This window comes from Burkholderia sp. HI2761 (assembly GCF_002223355.1).
In the GTDB taxonomy this organism is placed as follows: domain Bacteria; phylum Pseudomonadota; class Gammaproteobacteria; order Burkholderiales; family Burkholderiaceae; genus Burkholderia.
Map to the genome: position 1 here is coordinate 72,454 of NZ_NKFN01000006.1, position 24,272 is coordinate 96,725.

Sequence of the window (24,272 nt, forward strand, 5' to 3'; positions counted from 1 at the left end):
AAACAGAGTGAAACGAGTGAGACCGCCTGCCCGGCGTGACGAGATTGGCCGCGATGACCCCCGACGTACCCGCTTCCCCCCTCGCAGAACCCGCGCCGCGGCGCATCCGCTTCGGCATCGTGCTGCTGCCGAACTTCACGCTGACGGCCTTCTCGGGCTTCGTCGACATGCTGCGGCTGTCGGCCGACGACGGCGACTACAGCAAGCCCGTGCGCTGCGCATGGAGCGTGATCGGCGAGACGCTCGCGCCGGTGCGCGCGAGTTGCGGGATCCAGATCACGCCGTGGGAGACGTTCGACGCGGCCGAGCCGTTCGACTATGTGGTGGTGGTGGGCGGGCTGCTGCATTCGGGGCCGCAGGCCGGCCCTGAAACGCTCGACGTCATCCGCCGCGCGGCGGCGAGCGGCGCGACGGTCGTCGGCATCTGCACCGGCGTGTTCACGCTGATGCGCGCCGGCGTGCTCGACGGCTACCGCACCTGCGTGAGCTGGTTCCATTACTGGGATTTCATCGAGCGCTTTCCGTCCGCCGATCCCGATCTGCTGATCGCCGACCGGCTGTTCGTGATCGACCGCCGCCGGATCACGTGTTCGGGCGGCCGCGCGTCGATCGACGTCGCCGCCGCGATCCTGCTGCGCCATTTCGATCACGCCACCGTGCAGAAGGCGCTGCGCATCCTGCTCGTCGGCGAGATGCAGAAAGGCAACGCGCCGCAGCCGCATCCGCCGGGCCTCGAACCGGCGACGCATCCGAAGGTCAAGCGCGCGATTCTTCTGATGGAACAGCACGTGGGGCGTACGCTGCCGCTCGATGAACTCGCGTGCAAGCTCGACTTGTCGACGCGGCAGCTCGAACGGCTCTTCAAGGCCGAGACCGGCAAGAGCCCGCAGGCATTCGCGAAACAGGTGCGGCTGCGCACGGCCGCCTGGCTGCTGACGAGTTCGGACCGCACGGTCGCCGATATCGCGTCGAGTTGCGGATTCGCCGATGCGTCGCACCTCGGGCGCGAATTCCGCAAGCAGTTCGGCGTGCCGCCGGCGACGTATCGCGAGCGCGGCGGCGACGTGGCCGAAGTCGCCGCGACGCCCGATGCGTCGGCCGACGCCGTCGAGGACGTCGCCGACTGACGGCCTGCGGGCGCCCGCCCCTTTCCCGACCCATTGCGGAACCGCACACGTTCGCCTCCGTTTTGACGCTTTTGGAACCGGTTCCAGTCAATTTAGCCGACGTTCCTCGCCGTGAAACGAGGGTTATCCCGGATGCTGATGCGCGCTCAAATTTGTATGATGACCACATCACCTTACAAACCAGAGCATCATGTTCGAGAAAATTCCGGCCCGCGCGATGAGCGACCATGTCGCGCAGCAACTGCTCAAGCAGATCGAAGTGGGCAGTTTCTCGGCCACCGGCAAGCTGCCGACCGAGGCCGTGCTCGCGCAGGAATTCGGCGTGAGCCGCACCGTGATCCGCGAGGCGATCTCGCGGCTGAAGAACGAAGGCGTGGTCGAGCCGCGCCAGGGCAGCGGCGTGTTCGTGAACCAGCACGGCGCGATCCGGCCGCTGCGGATCGACTACGCGGAAGCCGTCGAGGCGAGTTCGCTGCCGCACCTGCTCGCGGTACGCCGCGCGATCGAGGCTGAAGTCGCGGCCGAAGCCGCGCTGCACCACACCGCCGACGACATGGCCGACATCGACGACGCGCTGCGCAAGATCGACGAAGCGGCGGCCGAAGGGCGCGACGGCGTCGCGGAAGACGTCGCGTTCCACCGCACGATCGCGGCCGTCACCGGCAACCCGTATTTCCTGAAGACGCTGCAGTTCCTGAACCAGTATCTCGAAGCCGGCGTGAAGGTCACGCGGGGCAACGAAGCGACGCGCGACGATTTCTCGCGGCAGGTGCGCGAGGAACACGCGGCGATCGCCGACGCGATCCGCGCGCGCGATCCGATGGCCGCCCGCAACGCGGCGCGCACGCACATGTACAACGCCGCCCGCCGCCTCGCGGAAGCCGGCATCTGCTGAAGCCGGCGGCGCCTGCCGAGCCGGGCGCCGCCGTTGTCCGGAACCTCTCCCGAATCAATCAAGGTTGACCATGTCACGAAATGTTGGAGTCATCGGCCTCGGCGCGATGGGCCTCGGCGTCGCACGCTCGCTGCTGCGCGCCGGCCTGCGCGTCCATGCATGCGACGTGCGCGACACCGTGCTGCAGGCGTTCGCCGCCGAAGGCGGCATCGCGTGCGCGACGCCGGCCGAACTCGGCGCGCGGTGCGACGTCGTCGTCACGCTCGTCGTCAATGCCGCGCAAACGGAAACGGTGCTGTTCGGCGAACACGGTGCGGTCGCGGCGATGAAGCCGGGCGGCGTCGTGATCGCGAGCGCGACCGTCGCGCCCGAATTCGCGGTCGCGCTCGGCGCACGCATCGAAGCGGCCGGCCTGCAGATGCTCGACGCGCCCGTGTCGGGCGGCGCCGCGCGCGCGGCCTCCGGCGAGATGACGATGATGACGTCCGGGCCGGCCGCCGCCTATGCGGGCTGCGAGGACGTGCTCGCCGCGATCGCCGGCAAGGTGTACCGCCTCGGCGACGCACACGGCATCGGCTCGAAAGTGAAGATCATCAACCAGTTGCTGGCCGGCGTGCATATCGCGGCGGCGGCCGAGGCGATGGCCCTCGGCCTGCGCGAAGGCGTCGATGCCGACGCGCTGTACGACGTGATCACGCACAGCGCCGGCAATTCGTGGATGTTCGAGAACCGCGTGCCGCACATCCTGAACGGCGACTACACGCCGCTGTCGGCCGTCGACATCTTCGTGAAGGATCTCGGCCTCGTGCTCGATACCGCGCGCCGCAGCAAATTCCCGCTGCCGCTGTCGGCCACCGCGCATCAGATGTTCATGAGCGCGTCGAGCGCCGGCCACGGCGGCGAGGACGATTCCGCCGTGATCAAGACTTTCCCCGGCATCACGCTGCCGCCCGCCCGCTGATTCGAACGACGTTCCCGCCATGACCGCTTCCGCTTCCCGTCCCCTGCTCGGCTGCATCGCCGACGATTTCACCGGCGCGACCGATCTCGCGAACATGCTCGTCAAGAGCGGCATGCGCACCGTGCAGACGATCGGCGTGCCCGCCGATGGCGCGGCTGCCGACACGATCGTCGACGCCGACGCGATCGTCGTCGCGCTGAAGTCGCGCACGATCCCCGCCGCCGACGCCGTCGCGCAATCGCTCGCCGCGTATGAATGGTTGCGCGCGCAAGGATGCCGACAGTTCTTCTTCAAGTACTGCTCGACGTTCGACTCGACCGACTCAGGCAACATCGGGCCGGTGGCCGACGCGCTGCTCGATGCTGCCGGCGGCGACTTCACGATCGCGTGCCCGGCGTTCCCCGAGAACGGCCGCACGATCTATCGCGGCCACCTGTTCGTCGGCGACGTGCTGCTGAACGAATCGGGGATGGAGAATCATCCGCTCACGCCGATGAAGGATGCGAACCTCGTGCGCGTGCTCCAGCAGCAGACGAAGTCGCCGGTCGGCCTGATCCGCTACGACACGATCGCGCTCGGCGCGGCCGCCGTGCGCGCGCGGATCGACCAGTTGCGCGCGGAAGGTGCGCGTTTCGCGATCGCCGATGCGCTGTCGGACCGCGACCTCTACGTCCTCGGCGAAGCGTGCGCGGGCCTGCCGCTCGTCACCGGCGGCTCGGGCATCGCGCTCGGCCTGCCCGCGAATTTCCGCCGCGCGGAGCAACTGCCCGAGCGCGACAACGCGGCATCGCTGCCGCGCATCGACGGCTTGTCGGCCGTGCTCGCCGGCAGCGCGTCGAAGGCCACCAACGCGCAGGTCGCCGCATGGCGTGCGACACGGCCGAGCTTCCGCATCGATCCGCTCGCGGCGTCGCGCGGCGAGCCCGTCGTCGATGAAGCGCTTGCCTTCGCGCGTTCGCACCTGCCCCAACCCGTGCTGATCTATGCAACGGCCACGCCCGACGAAGTGAAGGCCGTGCAGCAGGCACTCGGCGTCGACGCGGCCGGCCATCTCGTCGAAAGCACGCTCGCGGCGATCGCGCGCGGGCTGCGCGAACTCGGCGTGCGCAAGTTCGTCGTCGCCGGCGGCGAGACGTCCGGCGCGGTCGTGCAGGCGCTCGACGTGAAGTCGCTGCAGATCGGTGCGCAGATCGATCCGGGCGTGCCGGCCACGGCCACCGCCGACGCCCAGCCGCTCGGCCTCGCGCTGAAATCCGGCAACTTCGGCGCGACGGACTTTTTCGACAAGGCGCTGCGCGCGCTGGACGGAGCCGCACGATGAGCCACGAAGCGAAACTGCGCGAAGAGATCTGCGTGGTCGGCGCGAGCCTGTATGCGCGCGGCCATGCGGTCGGCAGCGCCGGCAACATCAGCGCGCGTCTCGCGGACGGCTGGCTGATCACGCCGACCGACGCATGCCTCGGCCGGCTCGATCCGAACGACATCGCGAAAGTCGGCACCGACGGCCAGCCCGTCTCGGGCGGCAAGCCGTCGAAGACGCTCGCGCTGCATCGCGGCATCTACGCGCGCAACGCCGAAGCGAACGGCGTCGTCCACACGCACTCGACGCATCTCGTCGCATTGACGCTCGCGGGCGTATGGCGCGACACCGACGTGCTGCCGCCGATCACGCCGTACTACGTGATGAAGGTCGGCCACATTCCGCTGATTCGTTACCGCCGCCCCGGCGACCCGGCCGTCGCGGCCGAAGTCGCGGCGCTCGCCGACCAGGTGCGCGGCGTGCTGCTCGATCGCCTCGGCCCCGTGATGTGGGGGCCGTCGGTATCGCACGCGTCGTATGCGCTCGAGGAGCTCGAGGAAACGGCGCGGCTGTGGCTGATGACGCAGCCGAAGCCCGAGCCGCTGTCCGACGCGGCACTCGACGAACTGCGCCAGACCTTCGGCGCGCGCTGGTAACGCGGCGCGCACCCCGTACCGATTCACATGCTCGCCGTGTGCGCGGGCCCTTCCGTCAGCACACACATACGATCCGGCGGCCTACGCGCCGCCGGCACACGACGTCCTTGGAGACACGACGATGACTGCTCTCGACGCGGCCGCAAGCCGCTCGCCCGCCGCGGCCGCCCACTCGGGCGAACTCGACCGCACCTACAAGAAAGTGTTCTGGCGCATCGTGCCGTTCCTGATGCTCTGCTACGTGGTCGCGTATCTCGACCGCGTGAACGTCGGCTTCGCCAAGCTGCAGATGTCGCAGGATCTCGCGTTCAGCGAAACCGTGTTCGGGCTCGGCGCGGGGATTTTCTTCCTCGGCTACTTCCTGTTCGAACTGCCGAGCAACATGCTGATGCACCGCCTCGGCGCGCGCATCTGGATCGCGCGGATCATGATCACGTGGGGCCTGCTGTCCGCGCTGTTCGCGTTCGTGAAGACGCCGACGCAGTTCTACGTGCTGCGCTTCCTGCTCGGCCTCGCGGAAGCCGGCTTCTATCCGGGCGTGATCCTGTACCTCACGTACTGGTTCCCGTCCCATCGCCGCGCGAAGATCATCGCGGTGTTCATGTCCGCGATTCCGGTGTCGGGCATCTTCGGCAACCCGCTGTCGGGCTGGATCATGGAGCGCTTCCACGGCGGATCGGGTTTCCACGGCTGGCAATGGATGTTCATGATCGAGGCCGTGCCGGCCGTGCTCGTCGGCATCGCGACGATCCTGTATCTCGACAACAGCATCCGCGGCGCGAAGTGGCTCGACGAGCGCGAGAAGCAACTGCTCGAAGACGAAATCGCCGCGCAGCCGCAGGAACAGCAGAAGCACGGTCATTCGCTGAAGGCCGTGTTCTCGGACCCGCGCATGTGGTGGATGTCGCTGATCTACTTCGCGTTCGTCACCGGCCAGTACGGGCTCACGTTCTGGATGCCGACGCTCGTGAAATCGACCGGCATCACCGATACGCTGCAGATCGGCCTGCTGTCGGCGATTCCGTTCGTCGTCGCGATCGTCGTGATGAACCTGTTCGGCCATAGCGCGGACAAGCGCCGCGAACGCCGCTGGCACCTGATCGTGCCTGCGCTGATGGGCGCGCTCGGGTTTGCGGTCGCCGCGTCGTACTCGCACAATACGGCCGTGTCGATCGTGTTCCTGTCGCTCGCGGCGGGCGGCGTGCTGACCTGCGCCCCGTTGTTCTGGTCGCTGCCGACCGCGTTCCTCACGGGCTCCGCGGCCGCGGCCGGGATCGCGATCATCAACTCGGTCGGCAACCTCGCCGGTTTCGCGAGCCCGTACGTGATCGGCTACCTGAAGGACGTCACGCACAGCACGTCGTCGGGCATGTACGTGCTGGCCGCGATGCTCGTAATCGGCGCGATCGCCGTGTGGCTCACGCCCGCGAAACTCGTGAACCGCTGATCCGCCGCCGGCCGATTCATCATTCGACGCGGGAGCGCACGGCGCCCCGCCCCATTCATTCACAGGACCTGCTGCCATGCCACGCTTCGCCGCCAACCTCTCGATGATGTACACCGAGCACGCGTTTCTCGAACGCTTCGCCGCTGCCGCTCACGACGGCTTCAAGGCCGTCGAGTACCTGTTCCCGTACGACTTCGCCGCCGAGGAGATCCGCGCGCGTCTCGACGCGCATGGCCTCGAACAGGCGCTGTTCAACGCGCCGCCGGGCGACTGGGCCGCGGGCGAACGCGGCATCGCATCGCTGCCCGGCCGCGAGGACGAGTTCCGCCGCGGCATCGATCAGGCGCTCGACTATGCACGCGTGATCGGCAACGAGAAGCTGCACGTGATGGCCGGCATGGTGCCGCCCAGCGCCGATCGCGCGCGCCATCGCGACACCTATCTGTCGAACCTGCGGCATGCGGCGCAGGCGGGCGCCGCGCACGGCATCACGATCCTGATCGAGCCGATCAACCAGCGCGACATGCCCGGCTATTTCCTGAGTCGCCAGGACGACGCGCAGGCGATCCGCGCGGAAGTCGGCGCGCCGAACCTGAAGGTGCAGTTCGACTGCTACCACTGCCAGATCGTCGAAGGCGATCTCGCGATGAAACTCGAGCGCGATTTCGCGGGCATCGGCCATATCCAGATCGCGGGCGTGCCGGAACGCCACGAGCCGGATGTCGGCGAACTCAACTACCCGTACCTGTTCGCGCTGATCGACGCGCTCGGCTACGACGGCTGGATCGGCTGCGAATATCGGCCGAAGGCCGGCACGTCCGAAGGCCTCGGCTGGCTCGAGCCGTACCTGTAATCCGAATTTCCAAGAGGCAAAGAACATGAAAGTACTGATCACCGGCGGCGCCGGATTTCTCGGCCAGCGTCTCGCACGCAAGCTGCTCGAGCGCGGCGAACTGACCGGCCCCGACGGCCGGACGGAGAAGATCGACGAACTGGTGCTGCTCGACGTCGTCCAGGGCAGCGATTTCGGCGATGCACGCGTGACGTCGATCGTCGGCGACATCGCCGATCGCGCGGTGCTCGAAAGCGCGATCGACACGCGCACGGGCGCGATCTTCCACCTCGCGGCGATCGTCAGCGGGCAGGCCGAAGCCGATTTCGATCTCGGCATGCGGATCAACCTCGACGCATCGCGCACGCTGCTTGAAGTGTGCCGTGCGCGCGGCCACCAGCCGCGCGTCGTGTTCACGAGCTCCGTCGCGGTGTACGGCGGCGCGCTGCCCGACGTGGTGCAGGACGACACCGCGCTGAACCCGCAATCGTCGTACGGCGCCGAGAAGGCGATCGCCGAACTGCTGCTGTGCGACTACGCGCGGCGCGGCTTCGTCGACGGCCGCGTGCTGCGGCTGCCCACCATCAGCGTGCGGCCCGGCCGCCCGAACGCGGCCGCGTCGTCGTTCGCGAGCGGCATCATCCGCGAGCCGCTGAACGGCGAGGAAAGCGTGTGCCCGGTGCCCGGCTCGACGCGGCTGTGGCTGCTGTCGCCACGCGGCGCGATCGACGCGCTCGTCGCCGGTTGCGAGATCGACGGTGCGAAGCTCGGCAACAAGCGCGTGATCAACCTGCCGGGGCTGTCGGTGTCGGTCGACGAGATGATCGCGGCGCTGCGCGAAGTCGCGGGCGACGAAGTCGTCAAGCTGATCCGCCATGCGCCCGACGAGCGCGTCGAGAAGATCGTCGGCAGCTGGCCGGGCCGCTGGGATACGTCGCGCGCGGAAGCGCTCGGGCTGACGGGCGACACGTCGTTCGCGGACGTGATCCGCTGCCATATCGCCGACGAGCGGCACTGAATCCCGCCGCGTCGCGTCGGGCCGCGTCAGCGCGGCCCGGCGGATTCCCGGGCCGGCAACGGCGCACGTTTCGCTCCACCCGGCCGGTTCGCCGAACCCGCCGCCCACTGCCATGCGAGCAGCCCCGGCAGATAGAACAGCAGGTCGCGCACGCGGCGCGCGCCGGCCAGCGCGAGACAGGTCGGCGGGTCGAACCCGAGCAGCCCGCCGATCAGCACGAACCCGCCCTCCTGCACCCCCAGGCCGCCCGGCATCAGGAACGCGATGCTGCTCACGAGCTGGATCAGCGCCTCGATCGCCAGTGCCTGTGCGAAGCTCGGCTCGGCGCCGAGGAAGTACAGCGCCAGCCAGATTTCCAGCGCATAGCCCGCGAACTGCAGCGTCTGCCAGATCCCCAGATAGCGCACGACGACGCCCGTCTTTCTCCAGATCATCCGGATCGACTGGTCGGTGCGTGCCGATTCGCCGACCAGCGCCACCACCTTGCCGCTCGTGACGCGGTTGAGCACACGCATCGCGCGTTCGAACGGCCGCGCATGCTGCACCAGCGCGAACAGCAGCAGCACCGGCACCAGCGCGGCCATGCCGATCGCGAGATCGGCCGCCACCCGCGCGGCATCGGACGACACGCGTTCGAGCACATAGCCGATCGCGACCAGCGCGAAGAACAACTGGCTGATCAGCGTGAGCTGCATGTCGGCGACGAGGCTGGCCACGGCGGTCGCCGGACGCACGCCCGCCTGCCGCAGCAACCCGAACGACACGATCTCGCCGCCGATGCGCGCGACCGGCAGCAACCCGTTGATCGATTCGCGGATCCACACGAGTTTCAGCATCGCCAGCAACGAAGGCCGACGCGGGCCGCGGATCAGCATCCGCCAGTCCCACGCGTTCGCGAGCATCGGCAGGATGTGCGCGAGCGCGGCGACCAGCAGCCCGGCCCCGGCGCTCCGCAGGCGATGCAGGATGTCTTGCGGATGCTCGCGCCAGACCAGCCACACCGCGAGCGCCAGCCCGCCGAGCGCGACCGCGCGCCCCACATGGCGAAGCCGTGCGTCGCCGCGCATGGCGACCGGGCCCGCCGCCGCGTCGCGGTTCGGCTCCGTCGTCATGACTCCCCCGCCGGCGACAGCAGGCCTTGCCGGTCGACGCGAAAGCGCGTGCCGCGCCATACGACATGCGACGAGAAGAAGCTCGATACGAAAACCGCGAACTGCAGGAGATCGACGAGCGGCAGCCAGAATGCGCCGCGCAGGCTCGCGCCGGTCGCGCGGCTCGTTCTCAGCATCAACCATGCGCGCGACGCCAGCGCCGCGACCGCGAGCGCGCACGCCGCGGCCGTGCCGCCGGAGAACAGCACCGCCAGCAGCGCCAGCGGCACCGGATGCATCAGTACCGAGCCGAGATGACCGGGCCGGTCCGCCGCGCGGATCGTGCAGCTCCAGCGCAATTCGTGTGCGTACAACCGCGCGAACGTCTCTTCGACACACGCATGCCCGACGACGAGCGACGGAATGACGACCTGCGCGCCCGCTTGCCGCACCGCTTCGCCCAGTGCGTGATCTTCCGCCAGGTGATGCGCGAAACGCACCAGCCCGCCGATGCGTTCGAGCGTCGCGCGCGTGATGGCGATCGTCTGGCCGAAGCAGGGCCGCGCGCGCCCGATGAAGAGCCCGGTGATCACGCCCGGCAGAAAATGGTAGTTCGTCATCGCCGCGGCGACGCCGGGCCAGAATCCCGGCGATGCGACGCCGCGATACACGCTCGTCACGATGCCGACATCCGGCTGCTGTAGCGCACCGACCACGGCGCGCAGATAATCGCGCTCGACCAGCACGTCGCTGTCGGCGAGACAGAGCACCGAATACTCCGCGTGTTCGAGCATGTTCACGAGATTGGCGATCTTGCGGTTCGGCCCGTACAGCCGCGCATCGGCGACGACCTTGACGTTCGCGTCCGGATATCGCGCGCGCAGCGTCTCGACGGCCGCGAGCGCCGCGTCGCCCGCATCGTGCACGCCGAACAGGTGCTGCACCGGGCCCGGATAATCCTGCACGAAGTAGCTTTCAAGATGCTGTACGAGATCCCATTCGTCGCCGTGCAGCGGCTGCGCGACGGTGACGCCCGGATACGTGCGTGGCTGCGCCATCGCCCGGGAAAAGAACCGGCCGACCAGCACGCCAGCCGTGAGCGTGTACGCGATGCCCAGCGCCACGCCGAGCCCGCAGACGACCGACATTGCGCCGGCCAGCGCGTGCAGCACATGCAGAAAAACCATGCTTTCCCCCGGTGATGACCCGTACGACCGCAATTGCAAGGAACGGCGGCGCACACGCGGGCTCACCCGTGCACGCCGCCGTACCGGTTCCCGTTGAGCCGGATATGAAGGACGACCAGCCGACGGTACGCGCAATCGGATGACACGACTACCGTGCGGCGATCGATTCCGGTCACACGCACGTAATCGCACGCCATCGCGGCCTTGAACGCCGCGTCGGCAAGCTTACGGGCCGTCAGGATTGCGGTGGCGAGCGCAACGACGGTCCAGATGCGGAACGTCATCGTGGTAAAAAATGCTTCGGGTACGCGCCATGCAAGCAACGAAACCAGCACGAAGCATTGAATGAACATGCCGGCCAGTGCGGCGATCAGCAGGTGGGCGCGCCATTGCCCGATCGTCGAGGATGCCATCAGGATTGAACCTCCCGTACGGGCGACGCGCATCGAACGGACATCGGACGAACGGGTCGCGGATTGACGCTCGGGCGCGGGCGGCTCGCGCCGGACACGCCGGAGCGGTTCGGGATCGGGGGAAGCGGGACACCACCCGGGAAACGTCGTGGCCGATGGTAGCGGGATTGCCGGCGCCAAACCTTAAGCGTTCTTCAGAATCGTCCGACATTTGCGGCAGCGCAATTACAATCCGTTTCACGGTGCGCACGGTCACGCTCGTACAATCGCAGACGCCCGCACCCCGAATCGACCATGCGACTCCTCCTTGTTGAAGACGACGACCTGATCGGCAGCGGCCTCGAGATCAGCCTGAGCCAGGCCGGCTATCACGTCGACTGGTTGCGCGACGGACATGCGGCCGCGACCGCGCTCGCGACGACGCGCTTCGCACTCGTCGTGCTCGATCTCGGGCTGCCCGGCAAATCGGGCACGGAACTGCTGCGCGCGCTGCGCGACGCCAGCGATACGGTCCCCGTGCTGGTGCTGACCGCACGCGGCACCGTGGCGGACCGTGTCCGCGGCCTCGACGACGGCGCGGACGACTATCTCGCGAAACCGTTCGAACTGTCCGAAGTGCTCGCCCGCTGCCGCGCACTCGTGCGGCGCTCGCAGGGCCGTGCCGGCGACGAGATCGTATGGCGCGACATCACGATCGACCTCACCACGCATACCGTGACGCGCAATGCGGCGCGCATCGCGCTCACGTCGCGCGAGTGGGCGATCCTCGTTCAGCTCGTCACGCACCCGGGCATGCCGCAGTCGCGCGCACGTCTCGAGGACGGCCTGTACGGCTGGCAGGAGGGCATCGAAAGCAATGCGATCGAGGTCCATGTGTCGAACCTGCGCAAGAAGCTCGGCGCGGAACTGATCCGTACCGTCCGCGGTATCGGCTACGTGGTCGAGCTTCCGTGATCGCCGGCTCGATACGACGCCGCGTGTCGCTGATGGCGATCGGCTGCGTGACCGTCGTCTGGCTCGTCGCCGTGTTCGGCAGCTTCCGGCACGCGACGCGCGAGATCGGCGAATGGGAAGACGCGCGCCTCGTCGAATATGCGTCGCTGCTCGTCGATCTGTCGGCGGCCGACCTCGACCGTCTCGCGCGCTTCCCACCGGACGCCCGCGTCGAACTGGCCCGCGGCGATGCGAAATCCGGCCCCGATGCCGACGGCGATCGCCTGCCGCGCGACGTGCTGTTCGAGGTGCGCGACGCGCAAGGCAACGTCGTCGCGTCGAGCCTCCCGGCCGACGCTACCGGTTTGCCCGACCCGCGCGGCTCGACCGACGTACCGGAAACGATCGTCATCCGCGACGTGCAATGGCGCACGCACACGCTGCGCGCGCCCGAGTCGGGGCGCCGGGTGCGCGTGATGGAGATGTCGAATACGCACAGCGATCTGGCGACCGGTATCGCGCGCGGCATCGTCCAGCCGCTGGTCATCGCGCTGCCGGTGCTGGCGCTGCTGCTGTGGGTAATGATCGGACGCAGTCTCGCACCGCTGAAGACGCTGTCGACGCTGATCGGCGCGCGCGATGCACGATCGCTCGAACCGCTCGGCATCGCGACCGTGCCGGATGAAGTACGCACGCTCGTCGACTCGATCGATCGCCTGCTCGCGAGGCTGCGGCAATCGATCGTCCGGGAGCGCGCGTTCACGTCCGACGCCGCGCACGAACTGAAGACGCCGCTCGCCGCGATCAAGGTGCAGGCCCAGGTGGCCATCGCGACCGACGATCCCGCGCACAAGCATCTGGCGATGCAGCGCGTCGTGCAGGGCGTCGACCGCAGTGCGCGGCTCGCCGAACAACTGCTGCTGCTCGCGCGGCTCGACGAGTACGAACGCATTCCGGCGCGTGTGCTCGTCGTGCGCGAACTCGTCGATGCCGCTATCGACCGCCATCTGTCGAAAGCCGCGGACAAGGCCATCGACATCGTACGCGGCGACCTGTCCGCGCGGACGATCGACGCCGATCCGATCCTGATCGGCATCCTGCTCGACAATCTCGTCGACAATGCGATCAAGTACGGTCGCCCCGGCGGACGCATCGAGCTCGGCGTACGCGACGACGGCTCGCGGCAATGCATCGTCGTGCGCGACGACGGGCCGGGCGTCGCGCCCGGCGAGCGCGAACGGCTCGGCGACCGGTTCTATCGCGGCAGCGGCACGCCGTCGCCCGGCAGCGGGCTCGGACTGTCGATCGTGATCCGCATCGCGCAATACTTCGGCGGCACCGTCCGGTTCGAATCCGGCATCGGCGGCCACGGCCTCGGCGTGGCGATCACGCTGCCGTCGACGGATGCGGGGCGAGCGGAGCCGCGCGCTTAACGTTTCGTTAAGGATTCGGCCGTAGAATCCGCCCGCACCATGCCATCCCCGTGGCCCGTCAGGAGTCTTCATGTCCGCACCCGCCCGTTATGACGCCGTTGCCCGTTCTCTTCACTGGCTGATCGTGGCGCTGGTCGTCGCGCAATATGCGATCGGCTGGACGATGCCCGACGTGCATCGCGACACGCAGCCGGTCGGCCTGATCGCCGCGCACCTGATCGTCGGCACGGCGCTGCTCGCGGCGATGGCGTGCCGCGTGCTGTGGCGTGCGACGCATCGCCCGCCCGCCAGCGATCTGTCGCCCGCGATGCGCGCGCTGTCCGGCATCACGCACGGCGCGCTCTACCTGTTGCTGATCGCGGTGCCGCTGCTCGGCTGGATCAACGCGTCGTCACGCGCGTGGGCCGTGACGCTCGTCGGCATCGTTCCGTTGCCGGCGCTGTCGGCAGCCGGCTCCGGATTCGGTCACGCGATGGGCGACGTGCACGGCATTCTCGCGTGGGTACTGTTCGCCGGCATCTGCGTGCACGTGGCAGCCGCGCTGATGCACCGCTTCGTGCTGCGCGACCAGGTCGTGCAGCGCATGATGCCGTGGTGATCGATCGGGCCGCTCATCGGAACCGGTTGACCAGTTGATCGCGACGCCGCGCGAAGCGGCGTGCAACGACCGGCATCGCGGCCGGCGCCCTTCGGGCACGTGGTGCGGCGCGAAGCGCATGCGATTTGCCGTCCCGCGAACACGGCGGCCAGCCGTGACACACGACCATGTCGGCACCTAGTTGCTGGTTTGCGCCGGCATGCCGGCATCCGGTGCGTGCGCGGCCGACGCCGCCATGCGCGAGCGATCCTGCTCGGCAAGCTTCGCTTCCGCCGCCTGGATATCCGCCGGATACTCGCCTTCGTCGCCCTTCGCCGGGTCGTATCCGGCCGCTTCCAGACGCATCAACTCCTCGCGAACTTGCGCGCGCGTCAGCGGCGCGGCCGATTGCGCGAATGCCGCCTGACCGGCGATCGCTCCGGTTATCATCAGTAGTGCGATATATGTTTTCATCATGAACTCCTTCAATGTGACGTATCGATCAACCACGGTATAGGCGTGACCTGCGGATGCAGGCAGGTGGATCAGCTTCCGAAATAGATGGCGCAGAAGCTTGCGGGGCCGACGCATGCGGCGGCGCCTCGACGCGGCGACATCGCCGCCGGCTTGCCCGCTTCGGACGACATGGCCGGATCGCTGCCGACCGCCGTGCTGGCCTGGCGCTGCGGCATCCGCTCGGCCTCGTGCTGGAACAGCGGGCTCACGTCCGGATACGACGTATCGGTCACGAAGCGCAGCCCGTCGTTTTCAGCGTCGATCAGTTCCTGCCGGACCTGCGCGCGCGTGAGCGCCTGTGCGGACGCTTGCGTCGCGACACCCGCGAAAGACATCGCCGCCACCGTGGCGGCCACCAGCCAGTGCTTGTTCATGTTCCACTCCTTCAGAAGTCAACGAGACGACGTGCTACACCCGTATGACGACGGAGGGGGCGGGTTTATTCCCGGCCTGTCATTCGTTCGTCAGCCGGCGTAACCTGACGTAACGCAGCGCCCGTCGCGCTTCGGGCAGACTGACCACCACTTCATCCGGACCGCCCATCGATCGACCATGTCCGCCGCTTACGACCACGCAGCCGCCCTGCTGCGCACGCTGTACGACCGCCATATCGACAGCGGCGCGGTGCTCGACACGGCCGCATTCCCGGATGCCGAGCGTTTCGTGCGCGCGTGGCCCGCGATCCGCGCGGAGGCGCTCGACGTAGCACGCGACATGCCGCGCATCCCGCGCTTTCACGAAATCATGCGCGAGCAGTACGACATCTCGGCCAACGACGCGCGCGACTGGCGCATGTTCATCATGCAGGCGTACGGCCAGCCGTTCGCGCGCAACCTGTCGCGCTGCCCGACCGTCGCGTCGCTCGTCGCGGCGTCGCCGGACGTGCTGTCCGCGTCGCTGTCGTTCCTCGCGCCCGGCAAGCACATCCCGCCGCATCGCGGGCCGTTTCGCGGCATCCTGCGCGGTTATCTCGTGCTGTCGATGCCGAAGCGCGCGGACGGCACGCCGGCCGCCGTGCTGAAGGTCGACGGCCACGAATACCGGCTCGACGAAGGCCGCTTCCTGCTGTGGGACGACACGTTCACGCACGAGGTATGGAACGACAGCGACGCCGTTCGGATCGTGCTGCTGCTCGATATCCGCCGGCGCGGGATGCCGCGCTGGCTCATGTGGCTGTCGAACGCGGTGATCGGCGTCGTGCGGCTCGGGATCCGGATCAGGGGGCGCTCGATTCCGGTCTAGCCGCCGCGCCGCGCACGGCGCTCCGTTCCGCCTTTCGGCACCCGCTGGATCGCCTAAACTACAAGCCATCCCTTCGTGCGGCTCCTGCCAGCTACCGCCATGGCGCACCTCTTCTTCGCCGCATCGATCCAGCGGCATGTCGAAACGCCCGAGCGCGACATCGACGCGCACACGGTCGGCGAAGCATTCGACACCATTTTCAGCGAGCAACCGCGGCTGCGCGGTTACATCGTCGACGATCAGGGCGCGCTGCGAAAGCACCTGTCGGTGTTCATCGACGGCCAGCCGATCCGCGACCGGCAGCGCCTGTCCGATGCGCTCGGCGACGCCAGCCGCGTATATGTCGTGCAGGCGCTGACAGGCGGATAAAGGGACCGATGCACAGGCGCATCCCCCCATACCAAGCGCCGTCGCCCCAAGGCGGACCATCCGGAGACATCGCACAATGAACGATCGACTGCTCGTCGCCACCCGCAAGGGCCTGTTCGTCCTGCAACCCGACGGTAAGGACGGCTGGACGCTCGGCGAACCGCATTTCATCGGCGAGCCCGTCAGCATGGTGCTCGCCGACCCGCGCGACGGCACGCTGTATGCCGCGCTCAATCTCGGCCATTTCGGCGTGAAGCTGCATCGGCTGCGCGCAGGCGCCGCCGACTGGGAGGAATGTGCGGCCCCGGTTTATCCGCCCCAGCCCGCCGACGCCGACGCGTCGCCCGCCCGTGCCGACACGCACACGGGCGGCAGCGACACCGACGACGAACCGCCCGGGTCGCCGCAGCCGCCGTGGACCCTTCAGCAAATCTGGTCGCTCGAAGCCGGCGGCGCGGACGAACCCGGCGTACTGTGGGCCGGCACGATTCCCGGCGGCCTGTTCCGCTCCGACGACCGCGGCGAATCGTGGGTACTCAACCGCGCGCTGTGGGATCGCCCCGAACGCGCCGAATGGGGCGGCGGCGGGTACGACGCGCCGGGCATCCATTCGGTGATGGTCGATCCGCGCGACAGCCGACACGTCGCCGTCGGCATCTCGTGCGGCGGCGTCTGGCAGACATTCGACCGCGGCGCGACGTGGCGCGTGACCGCGCAAGGCATGGAAGCCGACTACATGCCGCCCGAGCGGCGCGGCGAGCCGAACATGCAGGATCCGCACCGCGTCGTGCAGTGCGCGGCCGATCCGGACGTGCTGTGGACGCAGCATCACTGCGCGATCTTCCGCTCGACCGACGGCGGCGAACACTGGCGCCGCATCGAAGCGCAGCCGTCGAGCTTCGGTTTCGCGGTGGCCGTGCATCCGCACGAACCGGATACCGCGTGGTTCGTGCCGGCCGTGAAGGACGCGTGCCGGATTCCGGTGAACGGCCGGTTCGTCGTCACGCGCACGCGCGACGGCGGCCGCAGTTTCGAGAGCCTGTCGAACGGGTTGCCGCCCGCGCCCGCGTACGACCTCGTGTACCGGCATGGGCTCGCGGTCGACGATTCCGGCACGCGCCTCGCGATGGCGTCGACGACGGGCGGGTTATGGACGTCAGTCGATGGCGGCAACAACTGGCGACAGGTATCGGCGCATTTGCCGCCGGTGTATTGCGTCAGGTTCGGGTAGCGGCGCGAGAATCGTCGGGCGCCATCCGCGCCACCGCATCGCGCGTCCGCGCGATTTCCGCTTCGAGCCAGTCGAGAAACCGCCTGACCTGCGGCTCGCGCTCCCGCCCCGGCCGGCACAGCGCGACGAAGCGCGCGCCGTCGAGCCGCACCGCGGGCTCGATCGGCATCAACGCACCGCGCTCGACATGCTCGGCGGCCAGCACCGAACTGAGCAGCGCGATCCCCTGGCCGTGCAGCACGGCCTGCAATGCGTAATGCTCGTCGTCGTAATGGCGAAACACCGCGCGTTCGAGCCACGCTTGCCGGCCCGCCGCACGACACCACGACGCCCAGTCGACCGACACGGGCAGCGGTGTATCCCACACGGTCTCGATCAGGTCGAGCGGCGCGTCGGTGCGATGCGCGTCGAAGCCGGCGGCCGCATACGCGCCGAAATACTCGTCGATCAACGCAATCTCGTGCAGCGCCGGAAACTTGCGCGACGTCGCGCGAATCGCGAGATCGATCCTTGCATCGCGTTCGAGATCGACGAGCGCGTTCCCCGTTTCGACCTTGATGTGCAGGTGCGGATCGACGCGGCGAAACGCACCGAGACGGGGAATCAGCCACATCGCCGCAAAGGCCGGCGTGGTGGTCAGCACGAGCGGGCGCGCGTCGGCCGCATCCGGACGCACGGCGTCGAGCCCGCGGCTCAATGCCAGCAACGCATCGTGACTCGCGCGAAACAGCTGCTCGCCTTCTTCGGTCAGCCGCACGCCGCCCGCGCCGCGCTCGAACAGCAACACGCCGACACGGCTCTCCAGCGACTTGATCTGGTGCGACACGGCAGCCGGCGTCACGGCGAGCTCGTCCGCGGCGGCCTTGAACGTGCCGAGCCGTGCCGATGATTCGAATACACGCAATGCGGTCAGGGGGAGTTTCGAGAACACGAAGCCTCGCGGGCCGGATGCGGCCGGGTTGAATTGGATTCAATCGGGATGAGATTAGGTGAATTGAAGCGGGCGCGCAACGCGGCTAGTCTTGCGGGACGTCGCGGCGTGGCGCCGCGACGGTTGCAGTCGAACCGGAGGAACCCCGTGCAAGGCCTACCGCGCAGGATCACGCAGGCGGTGCTCTACGAAGCGATCGCCATTTCCTGCATTTCGCCCGTGATCGCGGCGCTCTTCAAGCAGGATCTCGTCTATTCGGGCGCGCTGTCGGCGACGATGTCGGCGATCGCGATGCTGTGGAACATGATCTTCAACGCGCTGTTCGAGCGCTGGGAAGCATCGCGCCGACAACCGGCGCGTACGCTCGGGCGGCGGATTCTGCACGCCACCGGATTCGAAGGCGGGCTGATCTTCATCCTCGTGCCGGTCGTGTCATGGTGGCTCGACATCTCGTGGTTCGACGCGTTCATCGTCGATATCGGACTGTTCGCGTTCTTCTTCTGCTACGCGTTCGTGTTCCAGTGGGCGTTCGATCGCGTGTTCGACGTGCCGGCGGCGACGAAGGGGTCGTGAGTCGGGCGCTTACGCCCCCGCGGCGATTTTCGGCAACTGCCAGCCGAAGCGCACCGCCGCCATCCGCAGCGCAAAGCACGCGACGCCGCCGAGCACGGCCGCGACGACGGGAGGGCAACCGAGTCGCCGGCACAACACGACGACGACCGCGCCGAGCAGCGCCGCGCTCGCATAGATATCCGTGACCAGCACGACCGGTATCCGCGCGAGCAGCAGATCGCGCACGACGCCGCCCCCGCAGCCGGTCACGGCGCCCATCAGCGTCGCAATGAACGGGTGGACGCGGAATTCGAGCGCCTTCACCGCGCCCGCCACTGCGAACAGCGCGAGGCCAGCCGCATCGAGCGTCGTCAGCAGCGCCGGCGAGAACGACGCGACCCGTGCATGAAACACGAACGCGAACAACCCGGCGGCGAACGCGAGCGCCGGATAACGCCAGTCGCTCACGGCGCTCGGCGGGCGGGCGCCGATCAACAGGTCGCGAATCACGCCGCCGCCGAGCGCGACGACGAGCGACAGCACCATCACTCCGAACAGATCGAGTCCGGCGCCGATCGCCGCATTGGCGCCTTCGATCGCGAACACCGCCGTGCCCGCGAGATCGGCGGCGAGCACGACTTGCCCGATGCGCTTCATGCGAATGAATGGCCGAAGTACCGGACCGTCCGGTTGCCGCCTGCGTCGACCGAAGCGGTCGCGCCGTTCGGCCGCGTGCCGGCTACGCGTAGCCGGCCGGATGCATCAAGCGGGTTGCGGGTCATTGCCGGCTCCTCGATCGGGGATCGAGCAGTCTAGCGCATCGCCCGCCGCCCGTCGGCGCGAGGGCGATGCACACAGCAAAAAGCCGGCGCAAGCAGGTCTCCCTGCTTGCGCCGGCTCGACGTTCACGTCAGGCTTCGGGCCCCGGCCGCAAAGCGCGACGCGTCACGCTCAATGCACGCCGAGGTATGCCTTCACCGCCGGCAGGCCCGGCTTGCCGTCGATCGTCGTCACGCCGGCCAGCCACTTGTCGAGCGATTGCGGATTCGCCTTCAGCCAATCGGCGGCGGCCTTGTTCGGATCCTGCTTGTTCATGATCGGCATCATCACGTGGTTCTCGATCGACGTCGTGAACTGCAGGTTCGACACGAACTTCGCGACGTTCGGGCAACGCTGCGCGTAGTCGGGCGGCGTCGCCGTCAGCACCTTCGCTTCGCCGTAGTTCGGCCCGAACACGTCGTCGCCGCCGGTCAGGTAGTCGATCTTCATCTGCACGTTCATCGGATGCGGTTCCCAACCGAGGAACACGATCCACTGCTTGTCGCGCGCCGCGCGGTTCACCTCGACCAGCATCCCGGCCTCGCTCGATTCGACCAGCTTGAACTTGCCGAGACCGAACTGGTTGCCGTCGATCATCTTCTTGATCAGCGCGTTGCCGTCGTTGCCCGGCTCGATCCCGTAGATCTTGCCGTTGAGCTTGTCGGCGTATTTCTGGATGTCCGCGAACGACTTCAGGCCGCCCTGGTACACGTAGTCGGGCACCGCAAGCGTGTATTTCGCGCCGGTCAGGTTGGGCGTCGCGAGCACCTTGATCGTGCCGGCCTTCGTGAACGGCTGAATGATCGGGTCCATCGTCGGCGACCAGTAGCCGAGGAACACGTCGATCTGCTTGCTCTTGATCCCCGCGAACGTGATCGGCACCGAGGCGATCGTCTTCGTCGGGTTGTAGCCGAGCCCCTGCAGCATCGTCGACGCGAGGCCCGTGGTCGCCGCGATGTCGGACCAGCCGACATCGGCGAAGCGCACGTTCTTGCAAACGGGCGGATCGGCCGCATAAACGGCCGACATCGGCGCGGTTATCCCGATCCCGCACACCGCTGCGATCAATAGGCGCTTCATCTTTCTTCTCCTCAAAGTGATGTCGTTTGCTTGAATGCGGGATCGTTTATTGAAGCCGCGCGCCGCGATCCCGGCGACGTCGCGTACCGATTGTTCGGCCCGTTCAGCGCCCCGGCAACCGGCGCTCGTAGCTCGGCGCATGGCCGAACTGCGCGCGGTATGCCTTGCTGAAATGACACGGCGAGTGAAAGCCGCAGACCGTCGTCACGCGTGCGATCGATGCGTCGGTCGTACGCAGCAGATCGCGGGCGCGTTTCAGGCGCAACGTCAGGTAATAGTGAGTCGGCGATACGTTCAGGTACACCTTGAACATGCGCTGCAGATGCCGCTGCGACAGTCGCACGAGCCGCGCGAGCTCCTCGAGCGACAGCGGCTCCTCGATGTTCGCCTCCATCAGCCGCACGACCTCGATCAGCTCCGCACGCGAGAAACCGACCCGCGCATCGACCGGAATCGGCTGCGTATCGGTCGAACTGCGGATGCGCTCCAGAATGAACTGCTCGGATACCTGCGCGGCCAGTTGCTGGCCGAACCGCATGCCGACGAGGTTCAGCATCAGGTCGAGCGGCGCGGTGCCGCCGGTGCAGGTCAGCCGGTCGCGATCGACGACGAACAATTCGTCGGCGAAACCGACCTGCGGAAATTCGGCATGCAGGGCGGACAGGTTCTCCCAGTGCACGGTGCAACGATAGCCGTCGAGCAACCCGCTCGCCATCAGCGCGTAGGCGCCCGTGCAGATGCCGCCGAGCGGCAGCCCGCGTGCGGCGAGCGCCGCGAGCGTATCGCGCGCGCCCTCGTCGACCGTGTCGCGGATGCGGATGCCGCCGCACACGATCATCACGTCGGGCAGGTTCTCGTAGTCGAGCGCCTGCGTGGGCCGCACCGCGATGCCGTTGCTGGCATGCGCGGGCGCGCCGTCGAGCGAGTAGATCGACCACTGGTAGTGCTCCGCCCGCCCGACATAGTTCGCCATCCGAAGCACTTCGACCGCGCTCGAGAACGCGATCATCGAGAAGTTCGGCAGCGTCAGGAAGCCGAAATGGGCGAGGGACGAAACCGGTGAAACGCAGGCGGCGGGCGCGACAGCGACGGCGGACGTCACATCGGTCTCCTGGCGAGGAGGTTGCAGGGAGCCAGCCCCGCGGCGCAAGCCGCGGGAGCCGTTATCTCGATTCAGGGTCGCGGCCAGGGTATTCCTGGCCGCCGAAGATCAGGCCTGCGCGGGCTCGGCCTTCACGCGAAAGAGCTGCTTGAGGCCCGAGAACAGCGGCGCCTTCACGGTGCCCGGCGCGCGGCCGAAGCTCTCGGTGATGCGGTCGAGAATGATCGCGAGCAGCACGACCGACAGACCGCTTTCGAAACCGAGGCCGATGTCGAGGCGCTGGATACTCGCGAGCACGTCGTTGCCGAGGCCGCCCGCGCCGACCATCGACGCGATGATCACCATCGACAGCGCCATCATGATCGTCTGGTTCACGCCCTGCATGATCGACGGCAGCGCGTTCGGGAACTGCACCTTGTACAGCAGTTGCCACGGCGTGCAGCCGAACGCCTGGCCGGCTTCGACGATCTCGCGGTTCACGTGGCGGATGCCGAGGCTCGTGAGACGCACCGCGGGCGGCATCGCGAAGATCACCGTCGACAGGATCCCCGGCACGCGGCCGAGACCGAACAGCATCGCGGCCGGAATCAGGTAGACGAAGGCGGGCATCGTCTGCATCAGGTCGAGGATCGGGCGCACGATCGCGGCGACCCATTTGCTCTTCGCGGCCCAGATGCCGAGCGGGATGCCGAGCACGAGGCTGATGATCGTCGACGACAGCGTGAGGCCGAGCGTGATGACCGTCTGGTCCCAGAAGCCGGTCGCGAAGATCAGCAGCAGCGACGCGGTGGTGAACAGCGCGAAGCGCCAGCCCACCCGCCACAGCCCGACGCCGATGAAGATCGCCATCATCATCCACATCGGGATCGCTTGCAGGCCATGCTCGACGAATGCCGCGAGCCCCTCGATCGCTTGACCGATCGTGTCGAACGTCTTCGCGTCGTGGTCGAGCAGGTAGTGAACGCCCTGGTCGACCCAGGTACCGAGCGGAATCATTTCAGACATGGGAGCCTCGCGAACGCGTGATGGCCTTCAGGATGAGCGCACGATCGACCGAGCCGCAGTAGCAGCCGTCGTCGTCGACGACGGGCAGTGCATTCGGGCTCGCGACCACGCGCGCGACGACGTGTTCGAGCGACGCATCGCGCCGGATGCTTTCGACCGGCCGCACGGACGGCGTGTCCTGACCGATCGCATCGCGCGTGACGAAGCCGCGGATCTTGCGTTGCGCGTCGAGCACGAACGCGTATTCGGCGCTGCCGTTCAGCGACGCGGCGACGTTCGCGGCATCGCACTTCGACATGGTCGGCACGGCGCCCGTCTGCATCAGGTCGCCGGCGGTGAGGTAGCGGCTGGTATCGATGCCGTCGAAGAACGCACGCACGTAATCGTCGGCCGGGTTCGCGATGATGTCCTGCGGCGTGCCGACCTGCACGAGGCGGCCGCCTTCCATGATCGCGATGCGGTTGCCGATGCGCAGCGCTTCCTCCAGATCGTGCGACACGAACATGATCGTGCGGCGCTGGTCCTTCTGCAGTTGCAGCAGCACGTCCTGCATTTCGCGACGCTTGAGCGGATCGAGCGCGGAGAACGCCTCGTCCATGATCATCAGCGACGGGTTCACGGCCAGCGCGCGGGCAAGGCCGACGCGCTGCTGCATGCCGCCCGACAGCTCGGACGGCAGCTTGTGCGAAAACGGTGCGAGGCCGACCTGCTCGAGCACTTCCATCGCCCGGCGCTCTCGCTCCTTCTTGCCCATGCCCCCGACTTCCAGCCCGAATGCGGCATTCGACACCACGGTGCGATGCGGCATCAGCGCGAACGACTGGAACACCATGCTCATGTCCTTGCGGCGCAGCGCGGTCAGCGCCGAGCGGCGCGCCGACGCGACGTCGAGCCCGTCGACCAGCACCTTTCCGGCGCTCGGATCGACCAGCCGGTTCACGAGGCGGATCAGCGTGGACTTGCCGGAACCGGACAGGCCCATCAGCACGAAAATTTCGCCTTCCTGCACATCGAAGGAGACGTTGTGCACGCCGACGACCTGACCGGTGCGCTTGAGCACATCGTCCTTCGTCGCGCCGGCGGCGAGCATGTCGAGCGCCTGCTGCGGATTACTTCCAAACACCTTGCACAGACCTTCGACCACAACCTTGGGGGCATCCATCGAAACCTTCTCCTCGTGTAGCGGGGACTCGCGCTTGTCATAGCGTGCCTACATAGTTGCCAGAAAAAACCCCGACCTGCCGACGAATTACGACAAACGCTTGCGCAAATACGACACGGCCGCCAGCCCCGTCCGGCGGGCCGCGCCGCCGATTGCGGCGGCGCAATACGCGCACGGCCTGCAACGACGGGCATCGCCCGCCGGACTTGTGCGCAGCAGCGCGGCAAACGACACATGGGATTTTGCGCCAGGCCGCATCGGGCACGCGTCGCTTTCCGACAAGTTGACGTCCGTTCCGGCGCGGATCTGCTCAGACGAAAGCGCACACCGCATTCGCCAGTAAAAAGCATGACCGTACAAAAAGCCGTATGACGACACCGAAAGGCGCACCCC

General features: G+C 67.8%; 26 protein-coding genes and 1 pseudogene. 16 read left to right on the forward strand and 11 right to left on the reverse strand.

The window, feature by feature from the left end:
• The first annotated feature begins 53 nt into the window (after positions 1–53).
• The 8 genes from CFB46_RS16915 to denD all read left to right on the forward strand — a co-directional run bounded on the left by CFB46_RS16915 (position 54) and on the right by denD (position 8,236).
• A complete protein-coding gene (locus CFB46_RS16915) occupies positions 54–1,127 on the forward strand; it encodes a GlxA family transcriptional regulator (RefSeq protein WP_089500563.1) in 1,074 nt (357 codons plus the stop codon).
• Positions 1,128–1,317: 190 nt separating this feature from the next.
• Positions 1,318–2,022: a FadR/GntR family transcriptional regulator gene (locus CFB46_RS16920; RefSeq protein ID WP_027781390.1), complete on the forward strand. Its 705-nt coding sequence runs from the start codon at positions 1,318–1,320 to the stop codon at positions 2,020–2,022.
• A 70-nt stretch (positions 2,023–2,092) separates the two neighbouring features.
• Positions 2,093–2,983, forward strand: coding sequence for an L-threonate dehydrogenase (gene ltnD / locus CFB46_RS16925; protein WP_059575397.1), 891 nt, complete (start codon positions 2,093–2,095; stop codon positions 2,981–2,983).
• A 19-nt stretch (positions 2,984–3,002) separates the two neighbouring features.
• Positions 3,003–4,304: a 3-oxo-tetronate kinase gene (gene otnK, locus CFB46_RS16930; RefSeq protein ID WP_089500564.1), complete on the forward strand. Its 1,302-nt coding sequence runs from the start codon at positions 3,003–3,005 to the stop codon at positions 4,302–4,304.
• A complete protein-coding gene (gene otnC, locus CFB46_RS16935; protein WP_089500565.1) occupies positions 4,301–4,939 on the forward strand; it encodes a 3-oxo-tetronate 4-phosphate decarboxylase in 639 nt (212 codons plus the stop codon). The genes otnK and otnC overlap by 4 nt, the downstream gene beginning before the upstream one ends.
• Positions 4,940–5,060: 121 nt before the next feature.
• Positions 5,061–6,386, forward strand: a complete 1,326-nt coding sequence (locus CFB46_RS16940) for an MFS transporter (protein ID WP_089500566.1) — start codon at positions 5,061–5,063, stop codon at positions 6,384–6,386.
• 76 nt (positions 6,387–6,462) lie between these two features.
• Positions 6,463–7,239 carry a 2-oxo-tetronate isomerase gene (gene otnI / locus CFB46_RS16945; protein WP_089500567.1) on the forward strand — a complete coding sequence of 259 codons (777 nt, stop codon included), beginning with the start codon at positions 6,463–6,465 and terminating at the stop codon, positions 7,237–7,239.
• A gap of 25 nt (positions 7,240–7,264) precedes the next feature.
• Entirely contained in the window at positions 7,265–8,236 is a 972-nt protein-coding gene (denD, locus tag CFB46_RS16950; protein ID WP_089500568.1) for a D-erythronate dehydrogenase, read from the forward strand.
• Between the two features lie 26 nt (positions 8,237–8,262).
• On the opposite strand, the gene CFB46_RS16955 is transcribed toward denD, so the two are convergent.
• From CFB46_RS16955 to CFB46_RS16965, 3 genes are all read right to left on the reverse strand, one after another.
• Positions 8,263–9,348: a lysylphosphatidylglycerol synthase domain-containing protein gene (locus CFB46_RS16955; RefSeq protein ID WP_089500569.1), complete on the reverse strand. Its 1,086-nt coding sequence runs from the start codon at positions 9,346–9,348 to the stop codon at positions 8,263–8,265.
• On the reverse strand, positions 9,345–10,514 hold the full coding sequence (gene hpnI, locus CFB46_RS16960; protein ID WP_089500570.1) for a bacteriohopanetetrol glucosamine biosynthesis glycosyltransferase HpnI: 1,170 nt from the start codon (positions 10,512–10,514) through the stop codon (positions 9,345–9,347). The genes CFB46_RS16955 and hpnI overlap by 4 nt, the downstream gene beginning before the upstream one ends.
• Before the next feature lie 62 nt (positions 10,515–10,576).
• Positions 10,577–10,960: a hypothetical protein gene (locus CFB46_RS16965; RefSeq protein WP_143751626.1), complete on the reverse strand. Its 384-nt coding sequence runs from the start codon at positions 10,958–10,960 to the stop codon at positions 10,577–10,579.
• A 261-nt stretch (positions 10,961–11,221) separates the two neighbouring features.
• Between CFB46_RS16965 and CFB46_RS16970 the strand changes: the two genes are divergently transcribed.
• The 3 genes from CFB46_RS16970 (at position 11,222) to CFB46_RS16980 (ending at position 13,891) form a co-directional block, all read left to right on the forward strand.
• Complete coding sequence (locus CFB46_RS16970; RefSeq protein WP_089500572.1) at positions 11,222–11,881, forward strand: response regulator; 660 nt, start codon at positions 11,222–11,224, stop codon at positions 11,879–11,881.
• Positions 11,878–13,293: an ATP-binding protein gene (locus CFB46_RS16975; protein WP_089500573.1), complete on the forward strand. Its 1,416-nt coding sequence runs from the start codon at positions 11,878–11,880 to the stop codon at positions 13,291–13,293. The genes CFB46_RS16970 and CFB46_RS16975 overlap by 4 nt, the downstream gene beginning before the upstream one ends.
• Positions 13,294–13,363: 70 nt before the next feature.
• Positions 13,364–13,891 (forward strand): cytochrome b, encoded by a 528-nt coding sequence (locus tag CFB46_RS16980; RefSeq protein ID WP_089500574.1) that lies wholly within the window; start codon positions 13,364–13,366, stop codon positions 13,889–13,891.
• Positions 13,892–14,068: 177 nt separating this feature from the next.
• Here CFB46_RS16980 and CFB46_RS16985 read toward each other — a convergent pair whose 3' ends face one another.
• Both CFB46_RS16985 and CFB46_RS16990 read right to left on the reverse strand, forming a co-directional pair.
• Positions 14,069–14,344: a DUF4148 domain-containing protein gene (locus tag CFB46_RS16985; protein ID WP_089500642.1), complete on the reverse strand. Its 276-nt coding sequence runs from the start codon at positions 14,342–14,344 to the stop codon at positions 14,069–14,071.
• A gap of 71 nt (positions 14,345–14,415) precedes the next feature.
• Complete coding sequence (locus tag CFB46_RS16990; RefSeq protein ID WP_089500575.1) at positions 14,416–14,760, reverse strand: DUF4148 domain-containing protein; 345 nt, start codon at positions 14,758–14,760, stop codon at positions 14,416–14,418.
• A 178-nt stretch (positions 14,761–14,938) separates the two neighbouring features.
• Between CFB46_RS16990 and CFB46_RS16995 the strand changes: the two genes are divergently transcribed.
• The 3 genes from CFB46_RS16995 to CFB46_RS17005 all read left to right on the forward strand — a co-directional run bounded on the left by CFB46_RS16995 (position 14,939) and on the right by CFB46_RS17005 (position 17,228).
• Positions 14,939–15,628, forward strand: a complete 690-nt coding sequence (locus CFB46_RS16995) for an aspartyl/asparaginyl beta-hydroxylase domain-containing protein (RefSeq protein ID WP_089500576.1) — start codon at positions 14,939–14,941, stop codon at positions 15,626–15,628.
• Between the two features lie 99 nt (positions 15,629–15,727).
• Positions 15,728–15,997, forward strand: coding sequence for a MoaD/ThiS family protein (locus CFB46_RS17000; protein ID WP_089500577.1), 270 nt, complete (start codon positions 15,728–15,730; stop codon positions 15,995–15,997).
• 76 nt (positions 15,998–16,073) lie between these two features.
• Positions 16,074–17,228, forward strand: a complete 1,155-nt coding sequence (locus CFB46_RS17005) for a WD40/YVTN/BNR-like repeat-containing protein (RefSeq protein WP_089500578.1) — start codon at positions 16,074–16,076, stop codon at positions 17,226–17,228.
• On the opposite strand, the gene CFB46_RS17010 is transcribed toward CFB46_RS17005, so the two are convergent.
• Positions 17,215–18,159 (reverse strand): LysR substrate-binding domain-containing protein, encoded by a 945-nt coding sequence (locus CFB46_RS17010; RefSeq protein ID WP_089500579.1) that lies wholly within the window; start codon positions 18,157–18,159, stop codon positions 17,215–17,217. The genes CFB46_RS17005 and CFB46_RS17010 overlap by 14 nt on opposite strands.
• 147 nt (positions 18,160–18,306) lie before the next feature.
• On the opposite strand from CFB46_RS17010, the gene CFB46_RS17015 reads away from it, so the two are divergent.
• Positions 18,307–18,732, forward strand: coding sequence for a PACE efflux transporter (locus CFB46_RS17015; RefSeq protein ID WP_089500580.1), 426 nt, complete (start codon positions 18,307–18,309; stop codon positions 18,730–18,732).
• A gap of 9 nt (positions 18,733–18,741) precedes the next feature.
• On the opposite strand, the gene CFB46_RS17020 is transcribed toward CFB46_RS17015, so the two are convergent.
• The 5 genes and pseudogenes from CFB46_RS17020 to CFB46_RS17040 all read right to left on the reverse strand — a co-directional run.
• Positions 18,742–19,368 (reverse strand): trimeric intracellular cation channel family protein, encoded by a 627-nt coding sequence (locus tag CFB46_RS17020; RefSeq protein ID WP_027781410.1) that lies wholly within the window; start codon positions 19,366–19,368, stop codon positions 18,742–18,744.
• 294 nt (positions 19,369–19,662) lie between these two features.
• Positions 19,663–20,610 carry a choline ABC transporter substrate-binding protein gene (locus CFB46_RS17025; RefSeq protein ID WP_027781411.1) on the reverse strand — a complete coding sequence of 316 codons (948 nt, stop codon included), beginning with the start codon at positions 20,608–20,610 and terminating at the stop codon, positions 19,663–19,665.
• 103 nt (positions 20,611–20,713) lie between these two features.
• A complete protein-coding gene (locus CFB46_RS17030) occupies positions 20,714–21,712 on the reverse strand; it encodes a GlxA family transcriptional regulator (protein ID WP_027781412.1) in 999 nt (332 codons plus the stop codon).
• A 108-nt stretch (positions 21,713–21,820) separates the two neighbouring features.
• On the reverse strand, positions 21,821–22,717 hold the full coding sequence (gene choW / locus CFB46_RS17035) for a choline ABC transporter permease subunit (RefSeq protein ID WP_027781413.1): 897 nt from the start codon (positions 22,715–22,717) through the stop codon (positions 21,821–21,823).
• Positions 22,710–24,001: pseudogene (locus CFB46_RS17040) on the reverse strand (quaternary amine ABC transporter ATP-binding protein); the annotation flags it as partial. The gene choW and the pseudogene CFB46_RS17040, both read right to left, overlap by 8 nt.
• On the opposite strand from CFB46_RS17040, the gene CFB46_RS35920 reads away from it, so the two are divergent.
• Positions 23,980–24,222: a hypothetical protein gene (locus CFB46_RS35920; RefSeq protein ID WP_155257273.1), complete on the forward strand. Its 243-nt coding sequence runs from the start codon at positions 23,980–23,982 to the stop codon at positions 24,220–24,222. The pseudogene CFB46_RS17040 and the gene CFB46_RS35920 sit on opposite strands and share 22 nt — an antisense overlap.
• The last annotated feature ends 50 nt before the right edge of the window (positions 24,223–24,272 follow it).